This window comes from Pseudonocardia acidicola (assembly GCF_012911935.1).
GTDB lineage: Bacteria > Actinomycetota > Actinomycetes > Mycobacteriales > Pseudonocardiaceae > Pseudonocardia > Pseudonocardia acidicola.
This window is the reverse complement of the sequence record NZ_JAAXLA010000041.1, coordinates 23,117-37,413: the sequence shown is the minus strand read 5'-3', so window position 1 is coordinate 37,413 and position 14,297 is coordinate 23,117. Positions and strand designations below refer to the sequence as shown.

The 14,297-nt window shown below is 74.4% G+C and carries 13 protein-coding genes; 6 read left to right on the top strand and 7 right to left on the bottom strand.

Annotated features, from left to right (window positions below; genetic code table 11):
* Positions 1–24: 24 nt before the first annotated feature.
* Positions 25–1,134, bottom strand: coding sequence for a glycosyltransferase (locus HF526_RS20820; protein ID WP_169383219.1), 1,110 nt, complete (start codon positions 1,132–1,134; stop codon positions 25–27).
* Positions 1,135–1,136: 2 nt separating this feature from the next.
* Entirely contained in the window at positions 1,137–2,300 is a 1,164-nt protein-coding gene (locus tag HF526_RS20815) for a glycosyltransferase (protein ID WP_169383218.1), read from the bottom strand.
* Positions 2,301–2,505: 205 nt separating this feature from the next.
* Between HF526_RS20815 and HF526_RS20810 the strand changes: the two genes are divergently transcribed.
* Positions 2,506–3,342: an inositol monophosphatase family protein gene (locus HF526_RS20810; protein WP_239028939.1), complete on the top strand. Its 837-nt coding sequence runs from the start codon at positions 2,506–2,508 to the stop codon at positions 3,340–3,342.
* A 50-nt stretch (positions 3,343–3,392) separates the two neighbouring features.
* Entirely contained in the window at positions 3,393–4,298 is a 906-nt protein-coding gene (locus tag HF526_RS20805) for an EamA family transporter (RefSeq protein ID WP_169383241.1), read from the top strand.
* On the opposite strand, the gene HF526_RS20800 is transcribed toward HF526_RS20805, so the two are convergent.
* Positions 4,283–4,762: a DUF3592 domain-containing protein gene (locus HF526_RS20800; protein ID WP_169383216.1), complete on the bottom strand. Its 480-nt coding sequence runs from the start codon at positions 4,760–4,762 to the stop codon at positions 4,283–4,285. The genes HF526_RS20805 and HF526_RS20800 overlap by 16 nt on opposite strands.
* A gap of 93 nt (positions 4,763–4,855) precedes the next feature.
* Here HF526_RS20800 and HF526_RS20795 point away from each other — a divergent pair, with 93 nt between their 5' ends.
* Positions 4,856–6,100: an isochorismate synthase gene (locus HF526_RS20795; protein ID WP_338051631.1), complete on the top strand. Its 1,245-nt coding sequence runs from the start codon at positions 4,856–4,858 to the stop codon at positions 6,098–6,100.
* A gap of 7 nt (positions 6,101–6,107) precedes the next feature.
* Here the strand turns inward: HF526_RS20795 and HF526_RS20790 are convergent, their stop codons facing one another.
* The 3 genes from HF526_RS20790 to HF526_RS20780 all read right to left on the bottom strand — a co-directional run bounded on the left by HF526_RS20790 (position 6,108) and on the right by HF526_RS20780 (position 9,043).
* Positions 6,108–6,779: a response regulator transcription factor gene (locus tag HF526_RS20790; RefSeq protein ID WP_169383215.1), complete on the bottom strand. Its 672-nt coding sequence runs from the start codon at positions 6,777–6,779 to the stop codon at positions 6,108–6,110.
* A complete protein-coding gene (locus tag HF526_RS37005) occupies positions 6,776–8,233 on the bottom strand; it encodes an ATP-binding protein (protein WP_169383214.1) in 1,458 nt (485 codons plus the stop codon). The genes HF526_RS20790 and HF526_RS37005 overlap by 4 nt, the downstream gene beginning before the upstream one ends.
* Positions 8,234–8,434: 201 nt before the next feature.
* Positions 8,435–9,043, bottom strand: a complete 609-nt coding sequence (locus HF526_RS20780; protein ID WP_169383213.1) for a signal peptidase I — start codon at positions 9,041–9,043, stop codon at positions 8,435–8,437.
* A gap of 214 nt (positions 9,044–9,257) precedes the next feature.
* Between HF526_RS20780 and HF526_RS20775 the strand changes: the two genes are divergently transcribed.
* Entirely contained in the window at positions 9,258–9,842 is a 585-nt protein-coding gene (locus HF526_RS20775) for a TasA family protein (protein ID WP_169383212.1), read from the top strand.
* Between the two features lie 155 nt (positions 9,843–9,997).
* Positions 9,998–11,392, top strand: a complete 1,395-nt coding sequence (locus HF526_RS37000; RefSeq protein WP_211177554.1) for a calcium-binding protein — start codon at positions 9,998–10,000, stop codon at positions 11,390–11,392.
* Positions 11,393–11,402: 10 nt separating this feature from the next.
* Here HF526_RS37000 and menD read toward each other — a convergent pair whose 3' ends face one another.
* A complete protein-coding gene (gene menD, locus HF526_RS20765) occupies positions 11,403–13,070 on the bottom strand; it encodes a 2-succinyl-5-enolpyruvyl-6-hydroxy-3-cyclohexene-1-carboxylic-acid synthase (RefSeq protein WP_169383211.1) in 1,668 nt (555 codons plus the stop codon).
* A gap of 124 nt (positions 13,071–13,194) precedes the next feature.
* On the opposite strand from menD, the gene HF526_RS20760 reads away from it, so the two are divergent.
* On the top strand, positions 13,195–14,271 hold the full coding sequence (locus tag HF526_RS20760; protein WP_338051630.1) for an alkene reductase: 1,077 nt from the start codon (positions 13,195–13,197) through the stop codon (positions 14,269–14,271).
* The last annotated feature ends 26 nt before the right edge of the window (positions 14,272–14,297 follow it).

Genomic DNA, 14,297 nt, shown 5'->3' with positions numbered 1-14,297 from the left:
CCGTGGTGTGGCACTCGGCGCCGGTCAGGCGCCTGTGAGCGCGGCCAGCATGCGGTCGACCGAGGCCGGCCAGCCGAACTGTTCGGCGCGGGCGCGGGCCGCCGTCCGGCGCACCGCCTCGTCACCGGCCAGCAGCCCGCTCACCCCGGCGGCGAACGCGTCCGGATCGTCGGCCGCGGCCGCCCCGCAGGACGGCCGGACGATCTCCGGCAACGCCGACGACGCCGACACCACCACCGGCGTCCCGCTGGCGAGCGCCTCGAGTGCGGACAGCCCGAACGTCTCGTGCGGGCCCGGCGCCAGCGACACGTCGGCCGACGCGAGCAGCCGGGCCAGCCGGGGCCGTTCCGGCACGAACCCGATGAAGGTGACCGGCAGCCCCGCCGCCCGCCGCTCCAGCGCCGACCGCTTCGGCCCGTCGCCGGCCACCACCAGCCGCACCCGGTGCCCCCCGTCGCGCAGCGCGGCGACGGTGTCGATGCTGCGCTCCGGATGCTTCTCCGGCGACAGCCGCCCGCAGTGCACCAGCAGCGCGTCCGCCCCCTCGGCCAAGGACGTGCGCAGGCGCGCGTCGTGATGCAACGGCGAGAACGTCGTCAGATCCACCCCGAGCGGGACCTGCCGGACGTTGGCCGCCCCGATCCGGTCGAACTCCGCCCGCGCGAACGACGTGGTGCACACGACCGTGTCGTAGGCCGCCGCCATCCGGGCGTTCGCCACATCGGCGACCCGCCGGGCGGCGGGCGCGGGCAGCAGGAACTGGCCGAGCAGCCGGTCCAGCCGCTCGTGCGAGATCACCACGCCGGGCACCCCGCGGCGGGCCGCCCAGGCGCCGAGCCCACGCAGGGTGAGCCGGTCGGACACCTCGATCGCGTCGGGCCGCAGCGTGCCGAGCAGCCGCTGCACCCGCCACGGATCGACGGCCCGGTAACCGCCGGTCCCGGGCAGCTGCGGAGCCGCGACGGTGATCCGCCGGATCCCGCCGGGCAGCATCTCGACGCCGTGACGCGGCCCGGGCACGACCAGCACCACCTCGTGCCCGCGAGCGGCGTACCCGGCGCCGAGATGGTGCAACGCGGTGCGCAGCCCTCCGGAGCGTGGTCCGTAGAAGTTCGCCAGCTGGACGATGCGCACGCTCAGGCGGCCCGGGCCGGCCGGTGCGCCGCCGCACCGACCACGTCGGCGTAGTGCGCGAGGAGTTCGTCGCACACCGTGGACCAGGTCCGGCGCAGCACCGACTGCCGGGCGGCGGCACCGAACGCCGCGCGCAGAGCCGGGTCGGTCAGCGCGATCACCGCCTCGCGCAGCTGCGCGTCCGCCGCCACCGCGCCCGGGTCACCGGCCTCGGTCCCGTCGGGGCGCGGCGGCACCAGGAACCCGGTGCGGCCGGGCAGCACCAGGTCACGCGGGCCACCCGCATCGGGGGCCACCACCGGCAGCCCGGACGCGAGCGCCTCCTGCACGGCCTGGCAGAACGTCTCGGACGGCCCGGTGTGCACGAAGACGTCCAGCGACGCGTAGATCCGCGCCAGCTCGTCCCCGCCGCGGAAACCGAGGAACGCCGCCGCCGGCAGCAGGGCGCGCAGCCGCTCCTCGCTGGGCCCGGCGCCCACCACGACCAGCCGGACCCCGGGCACGCCGGCCAGCGCCGCCAGGCGCTCGACCTGCTTCTCCGGCGCCAGCCGGCCCACGTACCCGACCAGCAGCTCACCACCGGGGGCGAGCTCCGCGCGCAGCCCGGCATCACGCTTGGACGGGGTGAACCGGCGGGTGTCGACGCCGCGCGCCCACTGGTGCACCCGCGGCACGCCGCGGCCCTGCAGCGCCTCGGCGGCCCAGCTCGACGGCGCCAGCGTCCGGTCCGCCTGGCTGTGCAGCCGGCAGGTCCAGCGCCACGCCGCGCGCGCCGTCAGCCCGAGCCCGTAGGAGCCCGCGAATCCGGCCACGTCGGTCTGGTAGATCGCCACCGTCGGGATCCCGAGCCGGCGGGCCGCCGCCAGCCCGCGCGCGCCGACGACGAACGGCGCCGCCAGATGCACCACGTCGGGGGCGAACGCACGCAGCGCCTTGAGGATGCGCCGGCTGGGCATCCCGACCGGCATCGAGTTGACCACCGGGAGGTCCACCGCGGGCACCCGCACCACCGGTACCCCGTCGTGGGAGGCCGGTTCATCGGTTCCGGGCGCGATGACCAGGGCCTGATGGCCGGCCTCGCCAAGGTGCTCGAGGACCCGGAGCACCGAGTTGGTCACACCGTTGACCACGGGTAGGAAGCACTCGGACACGATCGCCACGCGCACACCGCAGACGGTGCACCCGCAGGCGGCCCGCGAGCCGACGCCGGGCTGACAGGTGGCAGAACGCAGGCCCAACAGCCCGTGCCGGTCGCGGAGTTGGCCGGGTGATCGGCCATCCGTCACCTGCGGGTCTCACCCGAGACACCCGACACGCCGACGCTGGGGCGGCATGACGGTCCTGCCTCACCCGAGCACTCCGGTCCACCCCATGCCCGTACCCCGGATGTCGGCGCCGCCGCCCGTGGAACCAGGGCTGCTGTCCCGGGCGCTGGAGGTCGCCGGGCGGCTGGCCAACGACGCCGCCGAGGTGATCATCGCGACCGCCGGGCGCGACCGCCGGTGCGGCGAGCCGGAGAACGGCCCACCCGGCGCCGAGTACAAGGCCAACCCCTTCGACTGGGTCACCGACACCGATCGGACCCTGGAGCGTCACACCCGCCGGGTGCTGGCCGCGGAGTTCCCCGGGATACCGGTCGTCGGCGAGGAGTACGGGGCCGACCCCGGGGTGGCGGGCGCCGAGTACCGCTGGGTGGTCGACCCGGTCGACGGCACGGCGAACTACGTCGCCGGGCTCCCGTGGTGCGCCTACAGCCTGGCCCTGGTCGACTCGTCGGGGCCGGTCGTGGGGGTGATCGCGGACCCGAACCGGGCGCAGATCTACGCCGCCGCCCGGGGCCGCGGGGTGCGCTCCAACGGGGTGCCGGTGCGGATCGCGCCCCGGACCAGCCCGTCGGGGGGCCTGGTCTGCGCCGAGCAGGTCACCGAGCCGCTGCTGCGCCGGGCCGCGGCCGCGCACACGGGCATCCGGGTGCTGGGGTCGGCGGCACTGGCCGTTGCCCAGGTCGCGCTCGGTCACGCGGTCGCGGCGGTGCTGGACAGCTACCACGAGTGGGACGTCGCGGGCGCGCTCGGGCTGGCGCTGGAGGCGGGCGCCGTCGTCGTCGACCGGGACGGCAGGGCGAACCCGCTGCCGGCCGGTGGGCTGCTGGTCGCGGTTCCGGGGGTGCTGGATGAGGTGTTCGGCTGGTGGCGGGCGAGCGGGTGATGCCGCGCAGGGTCTCGCGGCCGGGCGGGTCGGCGACCTAGGGTCGGAGCATCGCCACGACATCGACGTCCGCGGGGCCCACGCCGGCCGTCCGGGCCACGCCGTTCCTGTTCGCGATCATCTGGGCGTCCGGGTTCGTCGTCGCCAAGTACGCCGCGCCGTACGCCGAGCCGCTGAGCTTTCTGATCCTGCGCTACGCCGGCGTGGTGGCGATGATGGGGGCGCTGGCCCTGATCGCCCGGGCGGCGTGGCCGCGGGGGCGCCAGGCCGGGCACATCGCGGTGGCCGGGATCGGCATCCAGGCCGGCTACCTCGGCGGGGTGTGGGCCGCGGTCGCCGCCGGGATGCCGGCCGGGGTGGCCGCGCTGGTGGTGAACCTGCAGCCGGTCCTCACCGCCGTCGTCGCCTGGCTGCTCGGGGAGCGGATGGGCCTGCGCCGGGGCGCCGGGCTGGTGCTCGGCTTCCTCGGGGTGACGCTGGTGGTGTCGAGCAAGCTGACCACGACCGGACTGTCCTGGCTGACCCTCGGTCTCACCACGCTGGCCCTGCTCGCGATCACGGCCGGCACGCTCTACCAGAAGCACTTCTGCCCCGACTTCGACCTGCGCACCGGCCAGGTCGTGCAGTTCGGCGCGTCGATCGTGGTGACGCTGCCGTTCGTCCTCGCCTTCGAGTCGTTCCGGATCGCGTGGACCCCGCAGCTCATCGGCTCGCTGGCCTTCTCGGTGCTGGTGCTCACCGGGGGCGGGCTGTCGCTGCTGTTCCTGATGCTGCGCCGGGCCGCCGCGTCACAGGTGACCAGCTACTTCTACCTGGTCCCGGGGCTCGCCGCGCTGATGGCGTGGCTCATGTTCGGCGAGACGCTGGGCTGGATCGCGGTGGCCGGGATGGCGACGACGGTCCTCGGGGTGGCGCTGGCCGCCCGCGACCGGACACCGGTTCAGGCGGGATCGTGAGCGCGTCGGCGGCGCAGCCACAGCACGAGCGGCCCCAGCACGACCCAGACGCCCAGCAGGCCGGCACCCATCGGCGCCAGGCCGTCGAGCACGCTGCGCCCGGCGACGCGCACGAGTTCGGGCTTGGCCGCGTCGTACTCGATCGTGATCGTGTCCCCGGCGGCGAGGGCGTTCGGGTAGAACACGCCGCGCTCGGGCACCACCATCTGCCCGGTCGGGAGCAAGAACCGGACCAGGGTGCGCTCGAAACTCGACCCGTCGAGCACGTCCGCGGTGGTCACCACCCGGTGGGCGTCGATCGCGTGGTCGTCGAGGGCGGCGCCGGCGAGGGCCACCCCACCGAGCGCGGTGAGCAGCAGTGCGAGCCCGATCACGATCTGCGGCAGCCGGCGCCCGACCCCGCGCAGTGCGCTCCGCCCGGACCCCGCCAACTCGTCGATCAGCTCGATCGCGCTGCTGGTCACGGCGCAGGAGTCTAGGTGGTTCCGACCGGAGTGTGGCCCGTGCCTCCCGGGCCGGGCGCGCATCGGCATCGGGAGTTCCTTACGCTCGCAGACGTGACCATTGCCCCGCTGCCGTCCGGGTTGCGCGTGCGTACGCGGGCTGTGGACGACCCGGGTCGGCTCCTGGACCTGCTCCCCGACGACCGCAACCCGCTGTCCTGGGTACGCGGATCGGACGGCCTGGTGGGCTGGGGCGAGGTCGCTCGGATCACCGTCACCGGGCCGGATCGGTTCGCCGAGGCCGACGCCTGGTGGCGCGATTTCGCCGAGCGTCTCGAGGTCCGCGACGAGGTCGACGTCCCGGGCACCGGGGCGGTCGCGTTCACCAGCTTCACCTTCAGCCCCCGGTCCGCGGGGTCGGTGGTGATCGTGCCCCGGGTCGTGGTGGGCCGCCGCGACGGGCAGGCCTGGATCACCGAGTTCGCCGCCGGGGGCGGCCCGTCCGCGGTGCGGTCGGTCAGCCCGGTGCGCGCGAGCGGGCCGCTGCGCTACGGGGACGGGCGGCTTCCGGTGGGCCGCTACCGGCAGGCGGTCGCCGAGGCGGTGCGCCGGATGCAGGCCGGCGAGTTGGAGAAGGCCGCGCTGGCCCACGACCTGCTGGCGATCGGCGAGGAGCCGCTCGACCCCCGGTTCCTGCTGGGCGGGCTGGCCCGGCGCTACCCGACGTGCTGGTCGTTCGCGGTCGACGGGCTGGTCGGGGCCACCCCGGAGCTGCTACTGCGCCGCGACGGCGAGCAGGTGTCCTCCCGGGTGCTGGCCGGCACGATCTGGCCCGGCGAGCGCACCGGTTCCGACCTCGGCGGGGCTCTGCTCGCCTCGGCCAAGGACCGCCGCGAGCACGCGCTGGCCGTCGACTCGCTGGCCACCGCGCTGCGCCCACTGTGCGCCGCACTCGAGGTGCCGGAGGTCCCGGCCATCCTCGCCTTGCACAACGTCTCGCATCTGGCCAGCGACGTGTACGGGCAGCTCGACCCGGAAGCCCCCGCGTCGCTGCTGCAGCTGGCCGAGGCCGTGCACCCCACCGCAGCGGTCGGCGGCACCCCCCGCGACGCCGCCCTCGAGGTCATCGAGGAGCTGGAGGGCATGGACCGCGGCCGCTACGCGGGCCCGGTCGGCTGGGTCGACGCCGACGGCGACGGTGAGCTCGGTATCGCGCTGCGCTGTGCCCAGCTCGACGGCCGCACGGTCCGGCTGTTCGCCGGCTGCGGCATCGTCGCCGACTCCGACCCGGACACCGAGGTGCGCGAGGCCGCGGCCAAGCTCGTCGCGGTCCGGGAGGCGCTCGAAGGCACGGGGTGATCAGGAGTCAGCCGCGAGCTCCGGGGCCTTGCGGGCGCGGCCGTTCACGGGCCAGTGCGGCCACCTCGAGCTGCGAGCCGACCTCCAGCTTGCCCAGGATGGAGCGGATCTGGGTCCGCACCGTCGCGACCGACACGACGAACCGCGCCGCGATCGCGGCCGGGCGGTGGCCGGCGGCGATCTGCTCGACGATCTCGAGTTCGCGCGGGGTGAGTCGCTCCCAGCGGCTGCGCTTCAGCTCGGCCTCGCGGTCCGCCTCGGTGGCCAGCACCCGCAACCGCTCCCGCTCCTGCGCGGACAGCAGCGTCCGGCCCTCGGCGGCGCGCACCGCCGTCTCGACGAGGTCGTCGAACGGCGCGCTCTTGGACACCCAGCCCAGCGCACCGGCGGTGACCGCGGCGGCGATCCGGGAGTGATCGGTCGATCCGGTGACCATGAGCACCCGCCACCCGGCCCGCCGCAGCCGGGGCACCAGGTCGGCGCCGTCGCGGTCCCCGCCGAGGTCGAGGTCGAGCAGCACCAGACCGCCCGGCGGCGCCGGCTCGTCGATCCGGCCGAGCAGTTCGCCCGGGGACACGGCGGACGCCGACACCCCGCGCGTGACCAGCGCCATGGCCAGTGCCGCACCGACCAGCCCGTGATCGTCGACGATCAGGATCCCGGGGTGTTCCGCGGTCATGCGCCGACGCAGTCGGCCGTCGGGGCGCCCAGCCGTTCGGCGGGCAGGTCGATCACCGCGCTGCAGCCACGGCCGCCCGACGCCAGCGTGAGCGTTCCCTGGTGCTGGCCGACGATGTCCGCGGTGATCGCGAGGCCGAGCCCGGAACCGGTCGAGCCGGGCCCCCGCGCACCGCGTCGCAGCAGATCCTCCGCCGCGCCGGGTGGGAGCCCGGGGCCGTCGTCGGCGACTTCGATCCGCACCCGGCCGTCGGCGCTGCGGGCGCGCAGCCACACCTGCGCCCCGGGCGCGTGCCGCTCGCAGTTGACCAGCAGGTTGGCGATGACCTGGACGAGCGCAGCCTGATCCATCGCGACCCGGACATCGCCCTCGACCTCGACCTCGACGGCCAGACCGCCCGCTCGGTGCATCGCGGCGAGGTCGCCCAGCAGCGGCTCCACGGCCGACCCGGCGGGCAGCGGGGACCGCTCGCCGTCGCGCTGCAACATCCGTTGCAGCCGCTCCAGCTCTGCGCCGGCGGCGAGCAGCAGTCGCTGTCCGTCGGGTGAGGCCACCTCGTCCACGCTCAGGACGCGCGCCGCGCCGGAGAGCCCGGCGACCAGGTTGCGCATCTCGTGGTCCCGCTCGGCCACCGAGGCCATCGCCGCTTCGGCCTGCGCCAGCCGGGCCCGGGACGCCTCCTGCTGGCTCCAGACCTCCAGCACCGCGGAGAGCAGGGCGGGCACCGCGGCGACCAGGAGCATGGCCACCCCGGCCAGCTCCAGTGCTCCGACCAGCGGCCCGGGATCGGCACCGTACGGCAGCCCGTGGCCGAGGCGGATTCCGTGGCCGACGGCCACCGTGACGAACGCGAGTCCCACGAGCCTCAGCAGCGACCGGGCGGTGAGCACACCCCCCACCAGGAGGAGCAGCCCGGCGGCACCGGCACCCGACCACGCGAACAGGTCCACCGTCGACAGCAACGCGCGCGGCACGATGAAGTCGGGCGCCACCGCGTCGACCACGCCTGCGGCGGCGACGCCTGCCACGACCAGCGCGATCAGGACCACGACGAACACCCGGTGCCGGCGTCCCACCTCGGGGCCGGGGACGGCCGTGACGAGCAGACCGACGACGCCGAGCACCGCGACGCCGACGGCCAGCGGCCACATTCCGTCGCGGAGGTCGACCTCGACGGCCTGCGCCAGGAGCGCCACCCCGGTGAAGAGGCCGACCGCAGCCGCGATCTGGCCGGCTCGGCCGTTCGCACTCAGCCATGCGGTGACGACGAGCAGGATGGATGCCGCGATCCCGGCCGCGAACGTCAACACCCCCAGCACCCGCCCCACCATGAGGTGGCCGCTCTCCAGCCGGACCACCAGCAGGCCGGCCACTGCGCCCAGGGCGCTCAGTGCCAGCAGTTCTGCTGCGATCGCGCGACGGGCAGTAGGACGCCAGTGTCCGAGAACGTTCACGATCAACGTGCTGACCCCTTGAAAGACTGGGGACGACCACGCCGCGCCGGACGGGGTCGGGTGCTGGGGAGCGCCGATTTCCTGTTCGAACAGGAAATTGAGAGCGTTACGGGAAATGTCCGAACCGCCACACGGCGTCACCTGGACGTCGCATCACGGGCGGCCGCGCGGGCGCCCCGTTGCGCCTCAATGGAGCAGCCGTCATCTGCGGTGTGCGCTCCTCGGCGGACGGCGGCGCGCGTCCGTCCGTTCCGCCGGCGCGGCGGAGCCGGGCAGGAGCAGACCCGCCGCGACGACCAGTAGCGCCAGCCCGATCGCGAAGAACAGCCCGACCCTGCTGAACAGCCGGTCCTTGACCAATCCGACGAACGGTACGTCGTACCACTCGACTCCGTGCACATCGGCTGCAGCGACGGGATTCGGGTCGGGGGCGTTGTTGGCGTCGCCCTTCGTCCGGAACGCCGGCCCGGGCTGCACCTCGATCACCCGGTGGGTGACGATCCGGGTGTCGCCGCTCTGCCGGTCGCGATCGGTGAAGGTGATGACGTCGCCGACCCCGATCTCGGCGACCGGACGCGGCCGGATCACGACGGTCGACCCGACCGGCAGCGCCGGCTCCATGCTGCCGGAGAGCACGGTCAGCGCGGCGGCTCCGGTGACGGCGGGCACGACCGCGACGGCCCCGGCGGCGGCGACCATCGCGACGAGCACGAGTGCGGCGATCCACCTCCCGACCCGGCGAACCGGATGCGGCCGCGGGCCGGCGACGCGCACCGCCGGTATCCGCCCGGTCTCGGGCTCCACCGACATGGGCTCCTCCTGAAAGAAGACGAAACCCCGAGCGTTGCAGAGGCGAACCGCCGCGTCGTACCTCCGATGCGGTATTCGCGAGACCGATGCAGATACCTCGGTTGAGGTATGCGCGCAATCCGCCGGCACGCCAGAGTTCTGTTCCAACGCGGTCCATCAGGCCGCCGCTCCCCTCCCGCCGCGGACCGACCGCGATGATTTCAGGAGAACTGCCGTGAGCATTCTGCAGAAGAACAAGAAGGTCGCCGCCGGTATCGGCGTCGCCGCCCTGGCCGCCGCGGCGCTGGCGCTGGGGACGGGGACGTACGCAGCGTTCCAGGACACCGAGGCGGGCCCGGGCGGCACCCTGGCAACCGGCACCCTGGACCTCGTCGTCGGTGGCGGTGCCAGCCAGGCCGAGCTCTTCAGCGCGACCAACATCGCTCCGGGTTACAAGTCGCCCACCAAGACCCTGACGATCAAGAACGACGGCACGATCGACGGCGTTCTGTCCGGAACCATCAAGACCGAGGGCAGTGACAACGGCTGTACCGATCCTGAGCAGAAGGCTGGCGGCTGCACCAAGACGGAAGGCGACCTGCCGGAAGCCCTCCTGGTCACCATCTCCGGCACTGGAGTCCCCGGCACCGTCACCGTGCAGGCCAACCAGCTGCAGGGCGTCCTCCGGAACGTGCCGCTCGGTGCCGGCAAGGACCTGAAGTACGACTTCGTGTTCGAGCTGCCGCAGACGACCGGCAACAAGGTCCAGAGCGACTCGGTGACCATCACGTCGTCGGTGACGCTCGACCAGGGGAACTGAACATCTGACTGAATCAGGGTGGTGGATGCGATTCCGCGTCCACCACCCTTTCGGCACTTCCGACAAGGCGCACTGATTCGGAAGTCAAAGACGCATCGACCGATCCGCTGAACTGCGGAGACGGATTCTACCTCTGTGATCGATCCGGGAGTCCCGTGAACACGCGCACCGCATTCGCCATCCTCGCCGCCGCCCTGGCAACGGCCGGAGCGGGAGCGTTCGTCGCGATCTCCGGGTCCACCCTGGCGTCGTTCTCGGACACCGTGACGAGTACTCCGACCACCATCGGTGCGGCGACCGTGGTGCTCGGCCGCGACGGCAAGGGCCCCGACCTCAGGTACGACACACTCAAGCCCGGCAGCCCGCAGACCGTCAAGCTCACGGTCGACTACCAGGGCACCGTCCCGGCCGATGTGAGCCTGTCGATCACCCCGACGGACAAGAAGGGTGGCTCGACGTTCTGCCAGCAGAAGAACGGGAGCTGGCAGGCCCGTCCCGGCGCGGCGCTCCTGATCACGGTCGGCGACGCCGGCACGGTCAGCTACTGCTCGCTCTACAACGGGACGAGGATGCCGCTCCGGGCCGGCGTGCAGCCCGGCGCGAAGGTCGAGGTGCCCGTCACGGTGGCCCTCGCCGCCGACGCCAGGTCCGCCTTCGACATGAGCCAGGAAGACGGCGTGACCGTGTACGCCGACGGCGGCTTCACCGACCAGGCCACCGGCAAGATCACCGTCACCACCGCCGGGAAGAGGGGCGGGGACGACAGGTCGTCGTTCCTCGCCGCATCTCCGGCTCTGGTCGCGGCCGCTCCGGGAACCACGCCCGGAGCGATCGCCCCCGATGCGACCGATCCCGGCGCCGCCGCCCGCACCGCCTCGGCCGCGACACCGATCGAGCTGCCGGCCGAGTGCGCCGAAGCCGGCATGAAGCCGGACGACTTCGCCGAGGTGATCACCGTCGATCCCACGCACCGGAGCTGGAACGCCGCCGTCGAGCGCGGGGCCGGGGCGGGACCGTTCCTGATCCTGGGCACCGCGGGTGACGACACGATCGCCGGTTCGGGCGCCGCGGACTGCATCCTGGGGGGTGCGGGACGCGACACCATCTCCGGCGGGACCGGCAACGACGTGATCATCGGTGGCCCGGGCGACGACGTACTGCGCGGCGAGCAGGGCGACGACCGGCTGTACGGCGGCCCCGGCCGCGACGAGCTGCAGGGCGGGGACGGCACGGACCGGTTCGACGGGGGCGCCGACAGCGCCACCTGCGACCCCGTCGCCGGCGAACGTGCTGTCCGATGCACCCCGCCGCCCCCGGCGGCACCCGCGAGCCCGGCACCGTCGGCTCCCGCGCCCGTTCCATCTCCGGCACCGGCACCGGCACCCGCACCGCAGTCCACCCCGGAGCCCGCGGCTCCCAGCGCTCCCCCGTCCGATGCCGTCGTCGCTCCGCCGGCCGGGCCGTCCACGGCTCCGGCGGAGTCGCCCACTCCGGAACCGGTCCGGACGGAACCGGCCGCACCGTCGACCGCCACCGGAGCGCCGGCCTGACCGGTCGGGCTCAGCCCGCAGCGAGCACCGGCGCCACCGCGGTCTCGACGACCTTGCGCAGCGCGGCGTGCCCGTCGCGCAGCGACGCCCGCTGCGCCCGCACCTCCACCACCCGGATCCCCGGCACGGGCGCCACCGCGGCGGCCACCTCCGCCGGGTCCGCCACGGCGGTGTGCGCCACCCCGGTCGCCGCGCACAGCGCACCGAGGTCCACCCGGTGCGGGGTGCCGAAGACCCGCTCGAACGCACCGGCGTGCTCCGGCGCGCCCTGCTCGAGGAGGCTGAAGATCCCACCGCCCTGATCGTTGAGCACGACGAGGGTCAGGTCGGGCCGCGGTTCGCCGGGCCCGACGACGAGGCCGGTGGTGTCGTGCAGCAGCGTGAGGTCCCCGAGCAGCGCGTAGCTGGGGCCCGGGTGGGCCAGCGCCGCGCCGGCCGCCGTCGAGACCGTGCCGTCGATGCCGGCCACCCCACGGTTGGACAGCACCGTGAGGCCGGCCCGCGGCACCGCGGCCAACGACACGTCGCGCACCGGGTTGGACGAGCCGAGCACGAGCGCCGCGCCGCCGGGCAGGGCCGCGAGCAGCGCCCGGGCCAGCCGCAGGCCGGCCGGAGAGTCCGGCCCGTTCAGCGCGGCGTCCAGGGCGGCGCTCACCGCCGCGTCGGCAGCGCGCCAGCGGTCCGCCCAGCCGTCGGGCGGGCAGAGCGCGGGTGCGGCGCCGACCGCCCGCACCGTCCCCGCGACGTCGGTCCAGGGCGCACCGGCCGCGTCGGCGACCGCGTAGACGGCGACGTCGGGGTCTGCCAGCAACCGCTGCACCGGGCGGTGCAGCGTCGGCCGGCCGAGCACGAGCACCTGCGCCGGCTTGAGCACGGCCATCGGCGAGGCACCCAGCAGCCACGGGCCGGTCCGCAGTCCCTCCGCCCAGCGGCCCGACGACGGCTCGGCGATCACCGGCGCGCCGCCCAGGTCGACGTCGGCGGGCGCGCCGTGCCCGGCGATGACCACTGTGGGCGCCGCCGGGTCCAGCGGGAGCGTGGGCACCGTGCGGCGCCCGCCCGGCACCGTCGTCCACGGGCTGCCGTCCGGACGCCCGGCCAGCGGCTCCGGCCAGTCCGGGCCGGCCTGCGGCACCAGCGGCTCGGCGAACGGCACGTTGAGGTGCACCGGCCCGGGCGGCCCGCCCGGCACCCCGGCGGCGGCGGCCAGGACGCGGTCCACCGCGGAGCGCCAGCGAGCGGCGACGCCGGGCGCCGGGGTGGCCACGGCCGTGGTCAGGCCCAGCCGGACGGCGTCGCCGAAGATCCTTGGCTGGCTGATGGTCTGGCTCGCCCCGCTTCCGATCAGCTCCGGCGGGCGGTCCGCGGTGAGCGCGAGCAGAGGCACCCCGGCGTGCGAGGCCTCCAGCACGGCCGGGTGCAGGTTGGCCACCGCGGTGCCCGAGGTCGTGCACACCGGGACCGGACGGCCGGAGCGCAGCGCGAGACCCAGCGCGAGGAAACCGGCGGTGCGCTCGTCGATGCGCACGTGCAGCCGCAGCCGGCCGGCCGCGTCGGCGGCGTGCAGCGCGAAGGACAGCGGGGCGTTGCGCGAGCCCGGGCAGAGCACGGCGTCGGTGACACCGCAGCGCACGAGCTCGTCGACGATCACCTGAGCCTGCGCCGTCGAGGGATTCACGCCCGCAGCGTAGGCGGGCTCCCGGAAACGTGATCTTTCGCATCCTCGGGTGGGGAAGGCTCCCGGGGGCCGACTGGTTGAACTCTCACGTACGAGCATGCCATCGCAGGAGGTTCGAAGAATCGTGACTCGCCCGCTCGCCGCCGACAGCCCGCTGCTGCAGCCCCTCACCGTGGGCACGCTGCAGACGGCCAACCGGATCTGGATGGCCCCGCTCACCCGCAACCGGGCCGACACCGACGGCACCCCGAACGAGCTGCAGGCCGAGTATTACGCCCAGCGCGCCGGCGCCGGCCTGATCATCAGCGAGGGCTCCCAGCCCTCCGCGATCGGCCAGGGCTACCCGAACACCCCGGGCGTGCACAACGACGCCCAGCAAGCCGGCTGGAAGCGCATCGCCGAGGCCGTGCACGCCAAGGGCAGCAAGATCGTCATCCAGCTCATGCACGCCGGGCGCATCTCCCACCCCGACACCGTCGCGGGGCAGACCCCGGTCGCCCCCTCGGCGGTCCGCCCGGCCGGCAAGGTGTTCACCACAGGCGGGGAGCAGGAGTTCCCCACGCCGCGTGAGCTGGCCACCGACGAGGTGCCCGGCGTGGTCGCCGAGTACGCCGACGCCGCCCGCCGCGCCGTCGCCGCCGGTATCGACGGCATCGAACTGCACGCGGCCAACGGCTACCTGCTGCACCAGTTCCTGGCCGACGGGATCAACCAGCGAACCGACAACTACGGCGGCTCCGCGGAGAACCGGGCCCGCTTCGTCGTCGAGGTCGCGAAGGCCACCGCCGACGCGATCGGCGCCGACCGCGTCGGCATCCGGATCTCCCCCGGGAACACCTTCAACGACATCAGCGAGGACGACCTCACCGTCTACGAGACGCTGACCAGCCAGCTCGCCGAGCTCGGCCTGGCCTACCTGCACGTGCTCGCCGAGGCCGACGATCCGATCGTCGGCAAGCTGCGCGCGCTGTGGCCGAACACCTACGTGCTCAACACCGGCTTCGGTGTCGAGTCCGACCGCGACCAGTTCGAGCGGCTGATCGCCGACGGCGCCGTCGACGCGGTCACGGTCGGCCGCAAGTTCATCGCCAACCCCGACCTGGTGCGGCGCTGGACCGAGGACGCCGAGCTCAACGAGGCCGACGACACCACCTTCTACGGTGGCGACGCGAAGGGCTACACCGACTACCCGGCGCTCTGAGAGCACTCGTGTGCGGTAACTGGTGC

Excerpts from the sequence above, each read along its gene's own strand:
- HF526_RS20810 (WP_239028939.1), top strand. The coding sequence starts at position 2,506 with ATGCCCGTACCCCGGATGTCGGCGCCGCCGCCCGTGGAACCAGGGCTG.
- HF526_RS20790 (WP_169383215.1), bottom strand. The coding sequence starts at position 6,779 with ATGACCGCGGAACACCCCGGGATCCTGATCGTCGACGATCACGGGCTG.
- HF526_RS20780 (WP_169383213.1), bottom strand. The coding sequence starts at position 9,043 with ATGTCGGTGGAGCCCGAGACCGGGCGGATACCGGCGGTGCGCGTCGCC.